Raw genomic sequence first — 19,225 nt, forward strand, 5'->3', positions numbered from 1 at the left:
CATGGCAGTCACCAGACGCCGCAGGGCCACCACCGTCCTGGCGGCGGCCGTCGCCACCGCCGCGGCGCTCGGCACCGGCGCGCTCACCCTGCCCACCGCCTCAGCGGCCCCCCGGGCCGCCGGGGCGCCCACCCTCGCACTCAAGGACGGCACGCTCGACTGGGGCGTCAAGGAGTCCTTCCGCAAGTACCTCCTCTCGCCCGTCGCGAAGGGCGAGATCACCCCCGGCGACGGCGCCACGCAGGCGGACGACAACGGCCCGTTCACCTTCACGGGCGGCACGGGCACGTACGACACCGGCAGCCACGGCACGCACACCGCCTTCCACGGCAGCGTGCGCTTCGAGGGCCACGAAGGCGTGCTCGACATCAAGCTGAGCGACCTCCAGGTCACGACGACGACGACGGGCGGCGGCATCTCCGCCGACGTCACGACGGTCAAGGACGGCAAGCCGACGACCGATCAGGACGTCGTCATCGCCGACCTGAGCCTCGACGGCATCCGCCCGGGCACGGGGGCGGGCGGCGCGATGGTCTTCGAGGACATCCCCGCCACGCTCACCGCCGACGGCGCGAAGGCGTTCCAGGGCTTCTACCAGGCCGGTGCCGCGCTCGACGCCGCGACCCTCACCGTGACCGCGGACACCGCCGAGCCGACGACGGACCCGACGCACGAGCCCAGCGGCGCTCCGACGGACGGGCCCAGCGGTACGCCGACGGACGAGCCGAGCGGCGCACCGACCGGCAGGCCCGGCGGCGAACCGACGGGCGAGCCGAGCGGCGAGCCCGGCGGCAGGCCGAGTGACAAGCCGAGCGACGCACACAGCGGGACCCCGGCCGCCTCCCACGGCGTCGTCAAGGGCGCCCTGACCTGGGGCCTCAAGGAGTCGTGGCGCAAGTACATCGCGACCGGTGGCGGCAGCGAGGTCTCGGGCGGGGCGAAGAAGAGCGGCGAGGTCTTCACCTTCCCGTACGCCTCCGGCACCGTCGACCCCGAGGCGGAGAAGACGGACGCGGCCTTCGGCGGCGCGGTGCGCTTCACGTACAAGGCGCACGGCATCGACATGGAATTCAGCGACGTCAAAGTCGTCACGAGCGGCACGAAGGGCACCCTGACGCTCGACGTCACGACCCCGCAGGGCACCAAGGACGACGTCGGCTTCGCGAAGCTCGACCTCTCCTCGGCCTCCTACGCCGTGAAGAACGACGTCGTGACGCTCAGCCAGGTCCCCGCGACCTTCACGGCGGCGGGCGCCGCCGCCTTCGCCAACGACACGACTGGTTCGATGTACAAGGCCGGCGACGCCCTCGACCCGGTCACCGTCAGCCTCGCCCTGAGCGACGACGCCGACTTCCAGGCCGGTGGTGCGGGGACCGGCGGTGACACGGGCTCCGGCACCGGACCGGGCGGGACGGGCTCCGGCGCGACCGGCTCGGGCTTCGGCACGAGCGGCGCCACCGGGTCCCTCGCCTCGACGGGCGCGGGCCTGCCCACGGCACCGCTCCTCGGCGGCGCCGCGGCCGTCGTCGCGGCGGGCGCGGGCGCGCTCTACGCTGCGCGCCGCCGCCGCGTCACCGAGCAGGCGTGAGCGCACGCCCGGCCTGAGGGCCGGTGCGACGGGGCGGCGCGCTGTCGCCACAGGACCGCCGCCCCCCGTCCCCGCGCCCTCGCCCGGGTGCCGGTGAGCGGCCACTCACCGGCACCCGGGCCGCGCCCTCCGCGCACGGCCGCGCGTCTGCGGCCGCGCGCGCGGGGCGCGGCCCCTTCGCGTGCCGCCTCCGCACCGCCCACCCGCGCGCCCGTACGCGGTTCAACCCGCGCGCCCGTATGCGGTTCAATGCGGGCATGAGCACCTCAGGCACCCCCGGCCTCGACGTCCTGCGGGTCTTCTGCGACGCCGAGGGGAGGCACGGCAACGCCCTCGGCGTCGTGCGCGACGGCACGCGCGTACCCGGCGACGCGGAGCGCGGGCGGCTCGCCGCGCGGCTCGGGTGCAGCGAGACCGTCTTCGTCGACGACCCCGAGCGCGGCGTGCTCGACATCCGCACCCCCGGCACCGCGCTGCCCTTCGCCGGGCATCCGCTCGTCGGCTGCGCCTGGCTCCTCGACCTGCCCGAACTCGCCCCGCCCGCCGGGCTCGTCGAGGCCCGCTCGGACGGCGAGTTCACGTGGATCACCGCCCGCGCCGCCTGGGCGGCCGAGCGCGTCCCCGTCCGCTACAGAAGTCCCGAGGAGGTCGACGCCCTGTCCGTCCCCGCGCCGGGCGCCGGCTGGCAGTACGCGTGGGCCTGGGAGGACGAGGCCGCGGGACGGGTACGGGCCAGGGGCTTCCCCGGGCGTGGGGACGGCGTCGACGAGGACGAGGCGACGGGCTCGGCGGCGATCGCCCTCACGGCCCACCTCGGACGCGCGCTCAACATCCGCCAGGGCAGGGGCTCCCAGCTCCTCACGGCCCCGGGCCCCGATGGGCTGGTGGAGCTGGGCGGCCGGGTGCGGTTCGCCGGGGAGCCCCGGTGAGAGCGGCGGGGGAGAGGCGGGGCGGTGCGTGCGGGATGCCCGGCGTGGGGGTGCGGGTAAAGGGCCGTTGAGGACGCGACCGGGCGCGGGCAAAACTTCGGCGGACCGTTGCGGGGGGGGGCGCGCCCCGAACGGGCGCCGCACTCCCGACGCGCTCGCCGCCACCCGGGTGAAGCGGCCGCGCCGCTCTCGCCCCCGGCCCATATCACATGCGATCAAGGGACGAGACCGGGGTGCCGACGCCCCGGTCGCGGCCCGGGACCCGCCCGGGCAACGGCACGGAGGAACTCAATGCGCGCAACCCGCACGGCCGCCGCTCTCGTGGGCGTCCTGCTGACCGGTACCGTCCTCGCGACCCCGGCGCTCGCGAACGACCGCACCGGCACCCAGACGGCCTCCCAGGAGGCCGCGGCCGCGTACGCCAAGGGCAAGGTCGTCTCCAGGATCGACCTGAACGTCCGTGAGAAGCCGACCACCCACTCGAGCGTCCTGCGCACGGTCAGGCCGGGCCAGATCATCGAGCTGCGCTGCAAGATCATCGACGGCCAGTCCGTCGACGGCAACCGAGTCTGGTACCGCACGGGCTCGAAGGGCTGGGTCACGGCCCGCTACGTCAAGAACCTGTCGTACGTGAAGCGCTGCGACGCGTGACACCCGCACAGGGCTGAACCGCGGCGGCCCGGCACTCCCTCCTCCGGGCGGGGGTGCCGGGCCGCCGTTTTTCGTTCCACGGGCCGCCGTACGCGCTGACGGGCCCGCAGTGTGCCGACGGGCCGTCCGGACGCGCTGACGGGCCCCGCGAGGGCTGCTACGGGCCGCCGCACGCCCCGTCCGCCCGCACGCCCCGTCCGCCCGCGCGCGTCTCCCGTGGCCCTACGCGGCGGCGAGCGGGAACTCCTCGCCGAGCGCGCGGAAGACGCCCGTGTTGAGCGCGAAGGCGCGCCGGCACTCCTGGACGACCCGCTCCTTCTCCGCCGCGTCGAGCGGCAGCGCGTCGAGCCGCTCGCGGTAACCGCGCTTGAAGGCCGCCGGGTTCGGCACCGTCCCGAAGACGTAGAAGCGGACCCCGTCGCCCTTGCGCGCGAACCCCCACGTCCGCTCCGCCTTGTCGCGGATGATCTGCCCGCCCGAGAGGTCCCCGAGGTAGCGCGTGTAGTGGTGCGCCACGTACCCGCCCGGCCAGCCCGCCGCGCACTCGGCGACGCGCGCCGCGTACTCCTCGGTGGCGGGCAGCGGGGCGAGCCCCGCGCGCCAGCCGGGCCCGCGCAGGTGCGCCAGATCCCGCTCCAGCTCGGGGAGCCGGGCGAGACCCGGGTCGATGAACGGCCCGGCGACGGGATCGCTCGCGAGCGCGGCGGAGCGCTCCTCCAGGGCCCGGTAGACGAACCAGAGCTGCTCGGTGTAGCGCGCGAAGGCGTCCACGCCGAGCCGCCCGCCGAGCAGGTCGCTCATGAAGGCCGCGCTCTCGGCCTCGGTGTGCTGGGCGTGCGAGGCGGTGCGGATGACGGTCGAGAAGGGGGTCTCAGCGGGCCCGGCGTCGCGGGGGAAGCCGGGGGAGACGTCCGTCGAGGTGTCCAAGGAGGACCTCCAGGGCGTGAAGGAAGCGCCGAAGCGTGCGGGAACCGGACACGATCATCTAACTTAGGTATACCTAAGTCAATGGGTTCCCGACGGCCTGTCGGCAAAACTCCGCGCGGCGGACGCCGCCACCGCCCCCCGGCTCAGGGCCTCGTGAGGATCTCCGCCCCCGTCGCCGTCACGACGAGCGTCTCCTCGAACTGGGCGGTGCGCTTGCGGTCCTTGGTCACGACGGTCCAGCCGTCGTCCCACTGCTCGTAGTCGTAGGTGCCGAGCGTGAGCATGGGCTCGATCGTGAAGGTCATGCCCTCGCGCATGACGGTCGTGGCGTGCGGGCTGTCGTAGTGCGGCACGATCAGGCCGGAGTGGAAGGACGTGTTGATGCCGTGCCCGGTGAAGTCCCGCACGACGCCGTAGCCGAACCGCTTGGCGTACGACTCGATGACGCGCCCGATGACGTTGATCTGCCGACCGGGGCGGACGGCCTTGATGGCCCGGTCCAGCGCCGCACGGGTCCGCTCGACGAGCAGGCGCGACTCCTCGTCCACGTCGCCGACGAGGTAGGTCGCGTTGTTGTCGCCGTGCACGCCGTCCTTGAAGGCGGTGACGTCGAGGTTCACGATGTCGCCGTCGCGCAGCACGGTCGAGTCGGGGATGCCGTGGCAGATGACCTCGTTGACGGAGGTGCACAGCGACTTCGGGAAACCGCGGTAGCCGAGGGTCGAGGGGTAGGCGCCGTGCTCGACCATGTACGCGTGCGCGACGCGGTCGAGTTCGTCGGTCGTGACACCGGGCGCGATGTGCTTCGCCGCCTCGTCCATCGCCCGCCGCGCGATCCGCCCCGCGACCCGCATCCTCTCGATCGTCTCCGCGTCCTGCACCTCGGGACCGGTGTAGGGGGTGGGCGCGGGCTTCCCGACGTACTCGGGACGCGGGATGTCCTTCGGGACACCGCGCGGGGGAGAGATCTTTCCGCTTACGACAAATGACTGGCCAGACATGGGGTGAGTCTATGGCGGCAGGCCGCCGGGAGCGGGGGCGCGTACGGAGCGGGGCCGCGCGAGGGGGGTTCCCGGTCCGGCGGAGCGGTCCGGGCGCGGGCCGACTGAGCGGCCCGATCTCGGGCACGATGGGACCGGAGCCCGGGGCAGCACCCGGCCGGACCGCGGAAGGACGGAGCGCATGGCTCTCTTCGGCAGGAGCGACAAGCAGGGCAGCGGCAAACCGGGCGAGTGGTACTACTGCCTGGACCACGGCAAGGTCGAGGAGGGCCCCCAGTGCCCCTCCAAGAACCGCATGGGTCCGTACGCCACCCGGGTGGAGGCCGAGCACGCGATGGAACGCGCGGCGGAACGCAACCGCGCCTGGGAGAACGACGAGCGGTGGAGCGACGGGGGACGCCCCGAAGGGGAGTGACGGGAGCGCCGGGCACGGGGCGGCGGGGGAGGGCCCCGCGGCGGGCGGACGACGAGCCCGCCGCCACGACGGCCCCGGGCGCGTGGGCTCAGGCCGGGTCCCCGGCGGCCGGGACCTGCGGCGGCACGGGGAGCGGCTGCCCGGCTCCCGTCCCGGCCTGCTTCTCCGCGCGGCGGCGTACCGCGTCGGGGTCCGTGTCCGCGTCGTAGCGCACCATCCGGGGCAGTACGGCCGCGAGCAGCCCGACCGCCGCCACGCACGCCACCCCGCCCGACCACAGGGCCGTCCGCGTGCCCGTCCAGCCCGCGACCGTGCCGCCGCGCAACTGGCCGAGCTGCGGCCCCGTGCTGAAGGAGAGCACCTCGATCCCCGCGAGCCGGCCCCGCAGGCCGTCCGGGATCGTCTGGTTCCAGATCGTCGAACGGCCGAGCCCGCTCACCATGTCCCCCGCTCCGGCGAGCACGAGGAAGAACAGGAGCAGCCACACGTTCGTGCTCCACCCCGCCGCCGCGATCGCGAGCCCCCACGCCGCCGCGCCGCCCACCACGAGCAACCCGTGTCTGCGCACCCGCGCGACCCACCCGCTCGTGAGCCCGAGCAGCAGCGAACCCACCGAGATCGCCGCGTACATGAGCCCGAGCGCCCAGGGCGCCCCGAGGTCCTCGGCGAGGAAGGGGAACAGCGCGTCGGGCACGGCGAAGAACATCGCGGCGAGGTCCACCGCGTACGTCCCGAGAAGGACGGGCCGCGACCAGGCGTACGCGGCGCCCTCCGCGATCCCGCGCAGCGAGGGCCGCCCCTCCGTGCCCCGCGCGGGCGCGGGCGACAGGCGGCGGCACAGCACCACCGAGACCGCGAAGCCCGTCGCCGTGAGCGCGTACGCGGTCGCCGTGCCCGCCGAGGCGGCGACGAGCCCCGCGAGGGAGGGACCAGCGATCGCGCCGAGCTGCCAGCGCAGCGAGTTGAGCGCGGCGGCGGCCGGGACCTGCTCGTGCGGGACGATACGGGCGATGAGCGCGTCCAGCGCCGGGCGCTGAAGGCCGCTCAACCCCGACACCCCGGCCGCCACGACGTACAGCGGCCACAACAGCGGGTGCGGCAGCAGCGCGTTGACGAGCAGCACGGCGGCGAGGAGCCCGAGCCCCGCCTCCGTGAGCAGGATGATCCGGCGCCGGTCCGCCACGTCCGCGAGCGCCCCGCCGTACAGCCCGCACACCACGAGCGGCACGAGCTCCACGAGCCCCATCGCGCCCACCGCGAACGGCGAACCCGTCAGCTCCTTGATCTGGAGCGGCAGCGCGACCACGGCCATGAAGCTGCCGAGCGAGGTGATGACGCCCTGCACCCACAGGCGCCGGAAGTCCGGCAGCGTCCGCCAGGGCGTCGGATCGGGCAGCACCCGGGAGAGGAAGGTCACGGCGGACGACTATGAGGGACGGAATGGGCGTGTGCCAGTGATTTTCCGCGCGGACCGGAGCCCTACCTGCCAGTAGGCTGCCGTCATGACTACCACGGACGATCACGCGCAGAAGCCGCCCCGCAAGGACCCCTGGGAGCTGCCCGACGTCTCCGGGCTCGTCGTCGGCGTGCTCGGCGGCACGGGGGACCAGGGGCGCGGTCTCGCCTACCGGCTCGCGCTCGCGGGCCAGAAGGTGATCATCGGTTCGCGGGCCGCCGAACGGGCCGCCGGTGCCGCCGCCGAGCTGGGGCACGGTGTCGAGGGCGCGGACAACGCGGAGTGCGCGCGCCGCAGCGACATCGTCATCGTCGCCGTCCCCTGGGAGGGGCACAAGGCGCTCCTCGCCTCGCTGCGCGAGGAGCTCGCGGGCAAGGTCGTCGTCGACTGCGTCAATCCGCTCGGCTTCGACAAGAAGGGCGCCTACGCCCTCACGCCCGAGGAGGGCAGCGCCGCCGAGCAGGCCGCGTCCCTCCTCCCCGACTCGCGCGTGACGGCGGCCTTCCACCACCTGTCCGCCGTGCTCCTCCAGGACCCGGACGTCGAGAGCATCGACACCGACGTCCTCGTGCTCGGGGAGGCCCGCGCCGACACCGATCTCGTCCAGGCCCTCGCCCAGCGCATCACCGGTATGCGCGGCGTCTTCGCCGGGCGGCTGCGCAACGCGCACCAGGTCGAGTCGCTCGTCGCCAACCTCATCTCCGTCAACCGCCGCTACAAGGCCCACGCGGGGCTGCGCGTCACCGACGTCTGAGCGACGCCCGGGCTCCGCCGCCGCCCCGGCGGCGCGCGGCCACCCGCTCCGGCGACGCCTCGCCACCGCCCCGGCGGCGCGCCGGGCGCACGGCAAGCCCCCCGGAGCGGGGCACTCGGGGCATGGGGGACACTGGTCGGGCAGCAGGCCCGCCCGTCCACGACAAGGAGCCACCCCCATGCCCCGCCTCGCGCTCTACGCCCTCGTCGTCTGCGTCCTCGCCGTCGCCGCCGCCGTGGTCTCCTTCTCGCAGGGAAGCTGGCTGGGGATCGTGTGGGTGCTGCTCGCCGGGGTCTCGTCGAACATGTGCTGGTACTACGTGCGCCGCGCCAAGGCCGAGCGCCGGGCAGCGACGCCCGTCACCGGCTGAGCCCGTACGGCGTCCCCTGGCCGGGCCCCACGACCTCACGCGCCGAGCGCGCAGATCGCGTTCCGCTCCGTCCAGAACCGGAACAGGTCCCGGCCGCAGTACGTGTCGAACTCCGGCACCCCGAGCGCCCGCAGCAGGCCGTTGATCGCGTCGAAGAAGGCCACGTTCACCTCCGGCACCCACAGCAGCGCGAAGACGGCGATCAGGCCGAACGGCGCGAACGGCTCCACCTGCCGGCGCACGCTGCGCGAGAGCCACGGCTCGATCACCCCGTACCCGTCGAGGCCCGGCACCGGCACGAAGTTCAGGATCGCCGCCGTCACCTGGAGCAGCGCGAGGAAGCCCAGCGCGAACCGGAAGGACCGCGGCACCCCGTCGAGCGCGTGCAGCCAGAACGGGGCCGTGCACACGACGGCGAAGAGCACGTTCGTGAGCGGCCCCGCCGCCGAGATCAGGCTGTGCCGCCAGCGGCCCCTGATCGCGCCCCGCTCGATGTACACCGCGCCGCCCGGCAGGCCGATGCCGCCGAGGATCACGAAGACCACGGGCAGCACGACGCTCAGCAGCGCGTGCGTGTACTTCGCCGGGTTGAGCGTCAGGTAGCCCTTCGCCGCCACGCTCAGGTCCCCGCTGTGCAGCGCGGTCCGGGCGTGCGCGTACTCGTGCAGGCACAGCGAGACGACCCACATCGCCGTGACGAAGAGGAAGACCGCGAAGGCCGTCGCGTCCGCGTACCCGGTCCACACCGCCCAGCCGGAGACGGCGGCCACCGCCACGATGCCCAGGAAGACGGGACTGATCCGCCGGTCCGAACGGTTCGGTCGCGCGTACGGGGTGGCCATGAGGGCTGCTCCAAAGCTGGGGATCACTCCCCGGGGTCGGGCCGGGGAGCCGGGGTCCGGGCTGGGGCCCGTGAGTTCGGGGATCGGGCTGGGGGTCCGGGAGTTCGGGGTCCGGGCTGGGGGCCGGGGTCCGGGCAAGCGTACGGGGGCGGTCACCACGAGGGGCGGACCCTCCCCCAACATGCCGCCTCCGCCGCCGGTTCCGCCCCCGTACGCGCCGGACCGGCGTTCTCGCCGAGGGCCGGGACCGGGACCGCGCGCCCGCCGGGCCCCCGGCCTCCGGGGGCCGCCCCGACCCGACCGCCCGCCCCTCGCCCCGGACCGTGTCCGTACACAATGGGTGCCGTGTACTACCGCGTCCTCGGCACCACCGCCGCCCTCCGCCCCGACGGCAGCGCCGTCCCCCTCGGCGGGGCGCGGTTGCGCGCCCTGCTCACCGTGCTCGCCGTGCGGGCCGGACGGAGCGTGTCCGCGACCGTGCTCGCCGACGAGGTGTGGGGCGCCGACCCGCCCGCGGAGCCGCAGGCCGCGCTGCAAGCGCTCGTCGGACGGCTGCGGCGGGCGCTCGGGCCCGGCGCGATCGTCTCGGAGCCCGCCGGGTACCGGCTCGACGTCCCGCCCGACGCCGTGGACCTGCACCGCTTCGGACGGCTCGCCGACGAGGGGCGGGCCGCGCTCGACGCCGGGGAGCCCGCGCGCGCCGCCGGGCTGCTCGACGAGGCCCTCGCGCTGTGGGCCGAGCCGCCGCTAGCCGACCTGCCGCGGGCGGAGGCCGAGGCCCGCCACTGGGCCGAGCGGCTGCGCACGGCCCGTACCGCCCGCTGGGCCGCCGCGCTCGACCTCGGCCAGGCCGAGGAGGCGCTGCCCCCGCTCACCGCCCTGTGCCGCGCCCACCCCCTCGACGAACCCCTCCACCTGCTGCGCCTGCGCGCCCTGCGCGACACCGGGCGCCCCGCCGAGGCCCTCGCCGCCTACGCGACCCTCGCCCGTACCCTCGCGGACCGCCTCGGCACCGATCCAGGGCCCGCTCTGCGCGCCCTGCACGCCGACCTCCTCGGCGCGGGAGAGCGGCCCGCGCCCGGCCCCGCCCCGGAACCGGCGCGCCCGCGCAGGACCGGCAACCTCCCCGCGCGCCTCACCTCCTTCGTCGGCCGGGACACGGACATCGAGACGCTGTGCGCCGACCTCGCGGGCTCACGGCTCGTGACCCTCCTCGGGCCCGGCGGCTCCGGCAAGACACGGCTCAGCCAGGAGGCCGCGGAGGCCCTCGCCGACCGCGTCCCCGACGGCGTCTGGCTCGCGGAACTCGCGCCCGTCACCGACCCCGAGGGCGTCCCGGCCGTCGTGCTCGGCGCGGTCGGCGCGCGCGAGACCGTGCTGCGCGGCGCGGGGGCCGAGGAGTTCCGCGTCGCCACCGACCGGCAGCACGACGATGTCCTCACCCGGCTCACCGAGTACTGCGCCCCGCGCCGGATGCTCCTCCTCCTCGACAACTGCGAGCACGTCGTCGACGCCGCCGCCCACCTCGCGCAGACGCTCCTCGAACGCTGCCCCCGCCTCACGATCATCGCGACCAGCCGCGAACCGCTCGGCGTCCCCGGCGAAGTGCTCCGCCCCGTCGAGCCCCTCCCCGAGCCCGCCGCGCGCCGGCTCTTCACCGAACGCGCCGCCGCCGTCAGCCCCGGCTTCACGCCCGACACGGAGCCCGAGGCCGTCGCCGAGATCTGCCGCCGCCTCGACGGCCTGCCCCTCGCCATCGAACTCGCCGCCGCGCGGCTGCGGTTGCTCACCCCGCGCCAGATCGCCGACCGCCTCGACGACCGCTTCCGGCTCCTGACCACCGGCAGCCGCACCGTGCTGCCCCGCCAGCAGACCCTGCGCGCCGTCGTCGACTGGTCCTGGGACCTCCTCGACGCGCGCGAACGCGCCGTCCTCGCCCGCCTCTCCGTCTTCGCGGGCGGCTGCGACCTCGCCGCCGTCGAAGCCGTGTGCGCCGCGCCCGGGGCACCCGCGGCGGACGTGCCCGACGTGCTCGGCGCGCTCGTCGACAAGTCCCTCGTCATCGCCGCGCCCGCCCCCGACGGCACCATGCGCTACCGGCTCCTGGAGACCGTCGCCGAGTACGCCGGCGGACGCCTCGCCGAGGAGGGCGCCGCGGCGGCGACCCGCCACGCCCACCTCCTCCACTACCGCGAACTCGCCCGCACCACCGACCCGCTCCTGCGCGGACACGGTCAGACCGCCGCGATCGCCCTCCTGGAGACGGAGTACGAGAACCTGCGGCTCGCCCTGCGCGAGGCGGTCGAGCGGCAGGCGGAGCAGGAGGTGTTCTGCCTCGTCCTCTCGCTCGCCTGGTACTGGCAGATCCGCGGCCCGCGCGAGGAGGCGCTGCACTGGGCGGGCACCGCGGCGGCGTTCGGCCCCGACCCCTTCGGCGAGGACGCGCCCCCGGCCCCGCCCGTGGCGGAGAGCTGCCTGGCGACGCCCCCGCCGTGGAACGGCCCCGTCCTCGACGAGGCCAGACGCGGCGTCCACCTCATCCATCTCGCCCAGATGGACATGGACTTCGACCACTGGAGCGACCCGACGCAGCGCGAGAGGCTGCACCGGGCGGCCGACGTCTACCGCCCCGGCCTGCCGCAGACCTGCCGGCCCCCGGCCCACGTGTGGTTCTTCGCCGTCCTCTTCACCGGCGACCTCGACCTCGTCCGCGACGTCGTCGACAGCACCGTGCGCACCGCGCGCGAACTGGGCCGGCCCTGGGAGCTGGCCCTCGCCCTCCAGAACCGCGCCAACCTCCTCGCCAACCGCAGCGACCTCGAAGGCGACGCCCTCGCCGACGCGGGCGAGGCACTGCGCATCTTCCGGGAACTGGGCGACAGCTGGGGCGCCGCCGAGGCCCTCGCCGCCCGCGCCGAGGTCCTGGAGTGGCACGGCCGCTACACCGAGGCCGCCGCCGACTACGAAGAGGCCACGGCACACGCCGTCGCGCTCGGCGCGCACAGCCAGACCGGGGTGCTGCGGGCCCGGATGGGCGGGCTCCTCATCGAGTCCGACGACCCCGGGGAGAGCGCGCGGGGCGAGAAACTGCTGCGCGAGATGGTCGAGGAGGAGAGCCCGGCGAGTTCCGAGGCCCGTCCCGTGGCCCACCTCTTCCTCGCCATGCGCTACGCGGGGACCGGCCGCCTCGCCGAGGCCTGGCGGGTCGTCGGGCGGCTCCGCGACGACTTCGGCACCGGCTCCTTCGTCCTCTTCGACAGCATGCTCGGACGCCTGGAGGGCTGGCTCGACGCCCTGGAAGGCCGATACGACCAGAGCCTGAGCCGCCTCGGGCAGGGAGTGGACTCCTCCTTCGAGGACCTCGCCCTGCTCATGGCCCCGCAGCTCCCCGCGGGCCACCTCCAGACCGCCGCCTACGCCCTGGCCCTGCGGGGCACGGCCCGGCGCTCCGCCCCCGACCTGCTCCTCGCCGCGCGCCTGCTCGCCGCCGTCGCCTCGGCGCTGCCCGCGCCGCGCCGCGAGTCCCGCGTCGAGCGGGAACTCCACGCCGAGACCGAACGGCTGATCACCGCCGCTGCCGAGGACGACGCCTTCCCGCTCACCGCCCCCGCCCTGAGCGGCGCCCGCGCCGAGGGCGCCCGACTCGGCCTGCGCGGGGGCCTCGGCCTCCTCCGCGAGGCACTCCCGCCCGCCCCGCACGACGGCGAAGCCGCGCCCCCCGGCCGGGACTGAACGTCCCTTCCGGAGCCGCGGCTTCGGCCCGTACGTCATCCGTACCCCCCGCCCCCTCGCCCGGTCCCCCCGTCCCGCTCAGGAGGACTTCGTGCGGAACTTGTGGATCGCGATGGGCGCCATGACCACCGTGATCGCCACCGTCCAGATCAGCGTCCACGTCAGCCCGTGCGTGAGCGGACCACCGTTGCACAGCGCCCGCGAGGCGTCGGCGAGCGTGGAGATCGGGTTGTAGTCGGTGAAGGCCTGGAGCCAGCCCGGCATCGTCGACGTCGGCGTGAAGATCGAGGAGCCGAACTGCAGCGGCATCATCACGAGGAAGCCCATCGCCTGGATGGCCTGCGCGCTCTTCATCGTCACGCCGAGGGTCAGGAAGATCCACATGAGCGAGGAGCCGAAGAGGATCGACAGACCGATCGAGGCGAAGAGCCCCGGCACGCTGGAGACCGAGAGCCCGAGGGCGAAACCGACCGCGAGCAGGATGCCCACCGCGATGACGAGCCGCAGGATCTCCACCATGATCTTCGCGATGAGGACGGAGGAGCGGGCGATCGGCAGGCTGCGGAAGCGGTCCATGACCCCGGTCTGGAAGTCCTGGTTGAAGCCGGTGCCCACGCCGGTCGCCATGTTCATCCCCATCATCGCCATGAGGCCGGGGACGACGTAGTTCACGTACTCCTGCTGGTTGCCCTTGCCGGCGATCGCGCCGCCGAAGACGTAGACGAAGAGCAGTGTGAAGACGATCGGCATCAGGACGGCGTCGAACATCGACTCCGGGTCCTGCTTGATCCACAGGATGTTGCGGCGGGTCAGCGCCCCGATGTGCCGCAGGTGGGCGCGCGGCCCGATCCTGGCCTCGCTCACGACGGGCGCGGCGGAGGGCGCGGTGAGGGTGGCGGTGCTCATGCCGAGACCTTCTCTCGTACGGGAGCGGCGCCGTCCTGCGGCTGCTCCTGGCCGGTGTGGGTGGCCTTCTGGCCGGTGAGCGAGAGGAAGACCTCGTCGAGGCTCGGCAGTTCCGTGCGCAGGTCGGCGAGCGCCACGCCCTTCGAGGCGAGCAGCCCTATGACCGCGGTGAGCTGTTCGTCGCTCAGGAGGGGGATGAGGACGCTGCCGCTCTCCTCGTCGAGCGTCGGCGTGGCGAGCCCCGTGAGACCGCTCTCCTCGACGAGGCGGGCGACCTCGGGCAGCAGGCTCCTGTCCGCCGGGCGCACGCGCAGCACCCGGCCGCCCACGCGGGACTTCAGCTCGTCGATCGCCCCCTCGGCGACGACCCGCCCGCGGTCGATGACGGTCAGCTCGCTCGCGAGTTGCTCCGCCTCCTCCATGTACTGCGTGGTGAGGAGCACCGTCACGCCGTCGCCGACCATGCTCTGCACCTCGCTCCACACCTCCTGGCGGGTGCGCGGGTCGAGACCCGTGGTGGGCTCGTCCAGATAGAGCACGGCGGGACGGCCGATCATGGACGCGGCGAGGTCGAGCCGGCGCCGCATCCCGCCGGAGTACGTGCCCGCCACGCGCTTCGCCGCCTCGGTGAGCGAGAACCGTTCGAGCAGCTCGTCGGCCCGGCCCCGCGCCTCGGCGCGGCTCAGGTCGAGCAGCCGCCCGATCAGGTACAGGTTCTCGCGCCCGGAGAGCTTCGCGTCGACCGAGGCGTACTGGCCCGTGAGGCCGATCCTGCGGCGCAGCTCCTTCGGCTGCCGCAGGACGTCGATGCCGGCCACGGTCGCGGAGCCCGCGTCCGGGGTGAGCAGGGTGGAGAGGCAGCGCACGAGGGTCGTCTTGCCCGCGCCGTTCGGGCCGAGGACCCCGAGCACGGTGCCGCGGCGGACGTCGAGGTCCACCCCGTCGAGCGCCTTGGTGCTGCCGAAGTGCTTCTTCAGACCGCGGACCGAGACGGCGATGTCCCCGCCGTCCCACGGCCCCTTCGGTGTGTTCGTCGTAGCGATTCGCGTCATGCCGACCACCTTGACAGCCGCCACCGACAAGCCGCCCACACCTCACCTACACGCCGGTGACCTGCGGAAAGAGGAGATCTGTCGGTGTCCCGTCGGCCCGGGAGGCGCACGCGTGAGCGCACGCCCCCCCCGGGGCCTCGTGCGCGTCCAGGGGGCGACCGCACGCGGAAGGGCCGGCCCCGCGGGAGACCCCGCCGGACCGGCCCCCAGCCGTGGCGCCCCGGGTCGCCGCGCCCTCGCGGGCGTCGGCGCGCCGCGCGCCCCGGCCGTCAGTGCACCTCGTGCTCCGCCGCGGGGAAGGCGCCGCCCGCGACATCGGCCGCGAAGGCGCGGGCCGCGTCGCCGAGGATGCCGCGCAGGTCCGCGTACTGCTTCACGAAGCCCGGCACCCTGCCGCCCGTGAGCCCCGCCATGTCGGTCCACACCAGGACCTGCGCGTCGGTCGCCGCGCCGCCGCCGATGCCGACGGTCGGGATGGCGAGCGTGCGCGTGACCTCGGCGGCCAGCTCGGCGGGGACGAGTTCGAGCACGACGGCGAAGGCGCCCGCGTCCTGCACGGCCTTCGCGTCGCGAAGGAGCTGGGCCGCCGCCTCCTCGCCGCGCCCCTGCACCCGGTACCCCATCGCGTGCACGGACTGCGGCGTGAGCCCGATGTGGCCCATGACGGGGACACCGGCCTCGACGAGCGTCCTGATCTGCTCGTGCGAGCGCTCACCGCCCTCCAGCTTCACGGCACCGACACCGGCGTCCTTGACCAGGCGCATCGCGGAACGCAGCGCCTGCTTCGGGCCCTCCTGGTACGAGCCGAAGGTGAGGTCGGCGACGATCAGGGCCCGCTTGGTACCCCGTACGACGGCGGCGGAGAGCATCGTCATCTCGTCGAGCGTCACGGGGACGGTCGAGTCGTAACCGAGGTGGCAGTTGCCCATCGAGTCGCCGACGAGGAGGACCGGGATACCGCTCTCGTCGAAGACGGAGGCGGTCATGGCGTCGTAGGCGGTCAGCATCGCCCACTTCTCGCCGCGCTCCTTGGCGCGGGCGATGTCGTGCACGGTGACCCGGCGGCGCACGGCCTTGCCGTACAGGGTCCCGGTGGGTGCGGCGCCCTCGCCGGACGGGGGTCCCGAGGGGGCTTCGGACTGTGCGCGGGCAGCGGAAAGCTCGCTCATCACGCGGCTCCTTCTGGTCATCTCGAGGCGCCCTCGCGGCGTCCCCGGATTCGCTCCCCATGGTGACACCTCGCACGTGATGGCGGAAAGAGGGGGGAGCCCCCGCACGTACAAAAGCCACAGCCCGCACCCAACCGGGAAGTCCCGCCGGGCCCCTCCGCACACGGACTCGGCACAGGTCCGCCGTGGCGGCGGGCAGGGGCCCTTCCATCCCCTAGGGTCAGGGGCGGAACGGGTGCACGGTGGTCAGTGAGGCGGCACGATGGCGCAGGCGTACAAGGCGGAAACGGGTAGTGAGGGACAGCGCCCCGGAGGGCTGCGCGGCCGGATGCGCCTGGGGGGCCGGCGCACCGGGGCGCCGGGCGGGGGAGGGTCGTGGGGGATGTGGCGGCGCGGCATCGTGCTCGCCGCGCTCGCGCTCGCCCTCGCGGGCCTCATGGTCGTCCACGCGCACGTCCCCAACCGCGTGGGGAACCTCGGCAGCCTCCTGGAGACCTTCCTCCCGTGGCTCGGGCTCCTCGTCCCCGTCCTGCTCGTCCTCGCGGTCCTGCGGCGCTCCGCGACCGCGCTCCTCGCCCTCGTCCTGCCCGTCGCGGTGTGGCTCAACCTGTTCGGCGGGCTCGTCCTCGGCCACGACCAGTCGCGCGGCGACCTCACCGTCGTCACCCACAACGTCAACGCCGAGAACGGCGACCTCCCGGGCACCGTCCGCACCCTCGTCGGCTCCGGCGCCCAGCTCCTCGCCCTGGAGGAGCTGACCGAGCAGGCCGTGCCGGAGTACGCGAGCGCCCTCAAGGCCACCTACCCGTACCACGTCACCAAGGGCACCGTCGGCCTCTGGAGCAAGTACCCGCTGCGCGGCACGAGGCCCGTCGACCTGGAACTGGGCTGGGAGCGCGCCCTGCGCACGACCGCCGAGACCCCCAAGGGCCCCGTCGCCGTCTTCGTCGCGCACCTGCCCTCCGTCCGCGTCAAGCTCGACACCGGCTTCGTCGCCGGTCAGCGCGACCGCAGCACCGAGGCGCTCGGCAAGGCGATCCGCGAGGAACCGCTCACCAACAAGGTCCTCGTCGGCGACCTCAACGGGACGATGAACGACCGCGCCCTCTCGCCGGTGACCTCGCAGCTCCGCTCCACGCAGGGCGCGGCGGGCAAGGGCTTCGGCTTCAGCTGGCCGGCGGCCTTCCCGATGGCCCGCATCGACCAGATCCTCGTCGGCGGCGCCGAACCGGTCTCCTCCTGGACCCTCCCGCGCACCGGCTCCGACCACCTCCCGGTCGCCGCGTCCATCCGCCTGGCGAGCACGGGCTGAGGCCACGGGCCGGGAGGGGCCGGGGCGGCACGGGCACGGGCGGGACCGGGCAGGGGGCACGGGCTGCGGCGGCCCCTCGGCGAGCACTGGCCGAGGCGTGCGGGGCCGCGCCCCCCGACGCGGCCCCGCACACGACATCCCGGCCGGGACCCCCTCCCGGCGGCGCACCCGGCGGTCCACCGGTGACCGCCGGGCGGCGCGCCCGGCCGTGGCCCCTCAGGCCCCCGCGTTCTCCCGCCACCGGTTCGTGATCGGCATACGGCGGTCCTTGCCGAAGCCCTTCGCGGAGATCTTCGTCCCCGGCGGGTACTGGCGCCGCTTGTACTCGGCGTTGTCGACCATCCGCAGGACGCGCGCGACGACCTCCGGGTCGAACCCGGCCGCGACGATCGCGTCCGAGCCCTGGTCGCGGTCGACGTACATCGCCAGGATGCGGTCGAGCACGTCGTAGTCGGGGAGCGAGTCGGTGTCCACCTGCCCCGGACGGAGTTCGGCGCTCGGCGGCTTCGCGATCGTGTTCTCCGGGATCGGCGGGGTCTCGCCGCGCTGCTCGGCCGCCTGGTTGCGCCAGCGGGCGAGCGCGAAGACCTGCGACTTGTAGACGTCCTTGATCGGGCCGTAGGCGCCGACCGCGTCCCCGTAGAGCGTCGAGTAGCCGACCGCCAGCTCCGACTTGTTGCCGGGCGCGAGGACGATCTGCCCCTCCTGGTTGGAGATGCCCATCAGCGTCGTGCCGCGCAGCCGCGCCTGGAGGTTCTCCTCGGCGAGCCCCGTGAAGCCGAGCGCGGCCATGTAGGCGTCGAACATGGGGGCGATGGGCACGGAGCGGTAGTGCAGCCCGGTGCGCGCGGCGAGGTCCGCCGCGTCGTCCCGGGAGTGCTCCGAGGAGTACTTCGACGGCATCGAGACCCCGTACACGTTCTCCGCGCCGATCGCGTCGCAGGCGATCGCGGCGGTGAGCGCGGAGTCGATGCCGCCGGAGACACCGAGGATGACGGTGCGGAAACCGTTCTTCCGCACGTAGGCGCGCAAGCCCGTGACCAGCGCCCCGTACACCTCCTCCGCGTCCTCCAGGCGCTCGGCGTACTCGCCGGTGTACTCCGGCTCGTACGGGGGCAGCGGCGTGGGCGAGATCGTGACGTGCTCGATCCGCAGGCCGTCGTGGACGGTCCCGGCGGGCTCCTCGGCCGGGGCCGGGGGGAGGTCCAGGTCGAGGAGGAAGCAGCCCTCGGTGAACTGCGGGGCGCGCGTGATGACGGAGCCGTCCTTGTCGACGACGATCGAGTCGCCGTCGAAGACCAGCTCGTCCTGCCCGCCGGACATCGCGAGGTACGCGGTCGTGCAGCCCGCCTCCTGGGCGCGCTTGCGGACCAGTTCGAGGCGCGTGTCGTCCTTCTCGCGCTCGTACGGGGAGGCGTTGATGCTCAGCAGCAACCCCGCCCCCGCCGCACGGGTCGCGGGCACCCGGCCGCCGTCCTGCCACAGGTCCTCGCAGATGGCGAGGGCCACGTCGACGCCGTGCACGCGCACGACGGGCAGCGTGTCGCCGGGCACGAAGTAGCGGAACTCGTCGAAGACGCCGTAGTTCGGCAGGTGGTGCTTGGCGAAGCGGAGCACGACGCGGCCCTGGTGCAGTACGGCGGCGGCGTTGCGCGGGGAGCCCGCGGGCATCCCGTAGCGGTGCTGGTCGGTTTCGCTGCGGTCGAGGTAGCCGAGGACGACGGGCAGGCCGCCGAGACCCTCGTCGACGAGCCGGGCGGCGAGCGCGTGCAGAGCGGTGCGGCTGGCCTCCACGAAGCTGGAGCGCAGCGCGAGGTCCTCCACGGGGTAGCCGGTCAGCACCATCTCGGGAAAGGCGGCCAGATGGGCGCCCCGCTCCGCGGCGTGCCGGGTCCATTGCACGACCGAGTCCGCGTTGGCGGCGAGATCACCGACGACGGCATCGATCTGATTCAGGGCGAGACGTAGTTGAGGCACGGTCGCCAGTGTAATCGTCTCTCTGACGCGATGTGGGGGCGGGGCGGGGCCGAACGGTGGGCCGGGCGCTGACGGCGGGGCGGCGATGGGGTGGCGCCGGGGCGGGCGCGCGGGGAGCGCGGGGGTGGCGGCAGGGCGGTGGTG

At 74.5% G+C, this 19,225-nt stretch carries 16 protein-coding genes; 8 read left to right on the plus strand and 8 right to left on the minus strand.

Annotated features, from left to right (window positions below; translation table 11 throughout):
• Nucleotide 1: 1 nt before the first annotated feature.
• From IF99_RS0101480 to IF99_RS0101490, 3 genes are all read left to right on the plus strand, one after another.
• Nucleotides 2-1,588, plus strand: a complete 1,587-nt coding sequence (locus IF99_RS0101480; RefSeq protein WP_030994425.1) for an HtaA domain-containing protein — start codon at nt 2-4, stop codon at nt 1,586-1,588.
• A 257-nt stretch (nt 1,589-1,845) separates the two neighbouring features.
• On the plus strand, nt 1,846-2,517 hold the full coding sequence (locus tag IF99_RS0101485) for a PhzF family phenazine biosynthesis protein (protein WP_030994426.1): 672 nt from the start codon (nt 1,846-1,848) through the stop codon (nt 2,515-2,517).
• Nucleotides 2,518-2,808: 291 nt separating this feature from the next.
• Nucleotides 2,809-3,168, plus strand: a complete 360-nt coding sequence (locus IF99_RS0101490; RefSeq protein WP_030994427.1) for an SH3 domain-containing protein — start codon at nt 2,809-2,811, stop codon at nt 3,166-3,168.
• Between the two features lie 222 nt (nt 3,169-3,390).
• Here IF99_RS0101490 and IF99_RS0101495 read toward each other — a convergent pair whose 3' ends face one another.
• Both IF99_RS0101495 and map read right to left on the minus strand, forming a co-directional pair.
• Nucleotides 3,391-4,095: a heme oxygenase (biliverdin-producing) gene (locus tag IF99_RS0101495; protein ID WP_267882229.1), complete on the minus strand. Its 705-nt coding sequence runs from the start codon at nt 4,093-4,095 to the stop codon at nt 3,391-3,393.
• A gap of 143 nt (nt 4,096-4,238) precedes the next feature.
• A complete protein-coding gene (gene map, locus IF99_RS0101500; RefSeq protein ID WP_030994429.1) occupies nt 4,239-5,096 on the minus strand; it encodes a type I methionyl aminopeptidase in 858 nt (285 codons plus the stop codon).
• Nucleotides 5,097-5,277: 181 nt separating this feature from the next.
• Here map and IF99_RS0101505 point away from each other — a divergent pair, with 181 nt between their 5' ends.
• Nucleotides 5,278-5,511, plus strand: coding sequence for a hypothetical protein (locus IF99_RS0101505; protein ID WP_030994430.1), 234 nt, complete (start codon nt 5,278-5,280; stop codon nt 5,509-5,511).
• A gap of 88 nt (nt 5,512-5,599) precedes the next feature.
• On the opposite strand, the gene IF99_RS0101510 is transcribed toward IF99_RS0101505, so the two are convergent.
• Nucleotides 5,600-6,928: an MFS transporter gene (locus IF99_RS0101510; RefSeq protein ID WP_037826302.1), complete on the minus strand. Its 1,329-nt coding sequence runs from the start codon at nt 6,926-6,928 to the stop codon at nt 5,600-5,602.
• A gap of 85 nt (nt 6,929-7,013) precedes the next feature.
• Between IF99_RS0101510 and npdG the strand changes: the two genes are divergently transcribed.
• Together npdG and IF99_RS0101520 are read left to right on the plus strand one after the other, a co-directional pair.
• Nucleotides 7,014-7,721: an NADPH-dependent F420 reductase gene (gene npdG, locus IF99_RS0101515; RefSeq protein WP_030994432.1), complete on the plus strand. Its 708-nt coding sequence runs from the start codon at nt 7,014-7,016 to the stop codon at nt 7,719-7,721.
• Nucleotides 7,722-7,899: 178 nt separating this feature from the next.
• Nucleotides 7,900-8,091, plus strand: coding sequence for a hypothetical protein (locus tag IF99_RS0101520; RefSeq protein ID WP_030994433.1), 192 nt, complete (start codon nt 7,900-7,902; stop codon nt 8,089-8,091).
• Between the two features lie 35 nt (nt 8,092-8,126).
• On the opposite strand, the gene IF99_RS0101525 is transcribed toward IF99_RS0101520, so the two are convergent.
• Nucleotides 8,127-8,933, minus strand: coding sequence for a site-2 protease family protein (locus IF99_RS0101525; RefSeq protein ID WP_030994434.1), 807 nt, complete (start codon nt 8,931-8,933; stop codon nt 8,127-8,129).
• Nucleotides 8,934-9,269: 336 nt separating this feature from the next.
• On the opposite strand from IF99_RS0101525, the gene IF99_RS0101530 reads away from it, so the two are divergent.
• Nucleotides 9,270-12,665, plus strand: coding sequence for a BTAD domain-containing putative transcriptional regulator (locus IF99_RS0101530; protein ID WP_030994435.1), 3,396 nt, complete (start codon nt 9,270-9,272; stop codon nt 12,663-12,665).
• Between the two features lie 78 nt (nt 12,666-12,743).
• On the opposite strand, the gene IF99_RS0101535 is transcribed toward IF99_RS0101530, so the two are convergent.
• The 3 genes from IF99_RS0101535 to panB form a co-directional block, all read right to left on the minus strand.
• Nucleotides 12,744-13,571 (minus strand): ABC transporter permease, encoded by an 828-nt coding sequence (locus IF99_RS0101535; RefSeq protein ID WP_030994436.1) that lies wholly within the window; start codon nt 13,569-13,571, stop codon nt 12,744-12,746.
• On the minus strand, nt 13,568-14,623 hold the full coding sequence (locus tag IF99_RS0101540; RefSeq protein WP_030994437.1) for a daunorubicin resistance protein DrrA family ABC transporter ATP-binding protein: 1,056 nt from the start codon (nt 14,621-14,623) through the stop codon (nt 13,568-13,570). Before IF99_RS0101540 ends, IF99_RS0101535 begins: the two co-directional genes overlap by 4 nt.
• Before the next feature lie 269 nt (nt 14,624-14,892).
• A complete protein-coding gene (gene panB, locus IF99_RS0101545; RefSeq protein WP_030994438.1) occupies nt 14,893-15,792 on the minus strand; it encodes a 3-methyl-2-oxobutanoate hydroxymethyltransferase in 900 nt (299 codons plus the stop codon).
• 382 nt (nt 15,793-16,174) lie between these two features.
• On the opposite strand from panB, the gene IF99_RS0101550 reads away from it, so the two are divergent.
• Nucleotides 16,175-17,104, plus strand: a complete 930-nt coding sequence (locus IF99_RS0101550; protein WP_420705637.1) for an endonuclease/exonuclease/phosphatase family protein — start codon at nt 16,175-16,177, stop codon at nt 17,102-17,104.
• Between the two features lie 216 nt (nt 17,105-17,320).
• Here IF99_RS0101550 and IF99_RS0101555 read toward each other — a convergent pair whose 3' ends face one another.
• Nucleotides 17,321-19,081, minus strand: coding sequence for an NAD+ synthase (locus IF99_RS0101555; RefSeq protein ID WP_030994440.1), 1,761 nt, complete (start codon nt 19,079-19,081; stop codon nt 17,321-17,323).
• Between the last annotated feature and the right edge of the window lie 144 nt (nt 19,082-19,225).

This window comes from Streptomyces sp. NRRL F-5630, from assembly GCF_000719475.1.
Lineage (GTDB): Bacteria > Actinomycetota > Actinomycetes > Streptomycetales > Streptomycetaceae > Streptomyces.

Bases quoted from the DNA above. Each gene is read 5' to 3' on its own strand.
- IF99_RS0101480 (WP_030994425.1), top strand. From the start codon at position 2: ATGGCAGTCACCAGACGCCGCAGGGCCACCACCGTCCTGGCGGCGGCC.
- IF99_RS0101485 (WP_030994426.1), top strand. From the start codon at position 1,846: ATGAGCACCTCAGGCACCCCCGGCCTCGACGTCCTGCGGGTCTTCTGC.
- IF99_RS0101490 (WP_030994427.1), top strand. From the start codon at position 2,809: ATGCGCGCAACCCGCACGGCCGCCGCTCTCGTGGGCGTCCTGCTGACC.
- map (WP_030994429.1), bottom strand. From the start codon at position 5,096: ATGTCTGGCCAGTCATTTGTCGTAAGCGGAAAGATCTCTCCCCCGCGC.
- IF99_RS0101505 (WP_030994430.1), top strand. From the start codon at position 5,278: ATGGCTCTCTTCGGCAGGAGCGACAAGCAGGGCAGCGGCAAACCGGGC.
- npdG (WP_030994432.1), top strand. From the start codon at position 7,014: ATGACTACCACGGACGATCACGCGCAGAAGCCGCCCCGCAAGGACCCC.
- IF99_RS0101520 (WP_030994433.1), top strand. From the start codon at position 7,900: ATGCCCCGCCTCGCGCTCTACGCCCTCGTCGTCTGCGTCCTCGCCGTC.
- IF99_RS0101525 (WP_030994434.1), bottom strand. From the start codon at position 8,933: ATGGCCACCCCGTACGCGCGACCGAACCGTTCGGACCGGCGGATCAGT.
- IF99_RS0101530 (WP_030994435.1), top strand. From the start codon at position 9,270: ATGGGTGCCGTGTACTACCGCGTCCTCGGCACCACCGCCGCCCTCCGC.
- IF99_RS0101535 (WP_030994436.1), bottom strand. From the start codon at position 13,571: ATGAGCACCGCCACCCTCACCGCGCCCTCCGCCGCGCCCGTCGTGAGC.
- IF99_RS0101540 (WP_030994437.1), bottom strand. From the start codon at position 14,623: ATGACGCGAATCGCTACGACGAACACACCGAAGGGGCCGTGGGACGGC.
- panB (WP_030994438.1), bottom strand. From the start codon at position 15,792: ATGAGCGAGCTTTCCGCTGCCCGCGCACAGTCCGAAGCCCCCTCGGGA.
- IF99_RS0101550 (WP_420705637.1), top strand. From the start codon at position 16,175: ATGTGGCGGCGCGGCATCGTGCTCGCCGCGCTCGCGCTCGCCCTCGCG.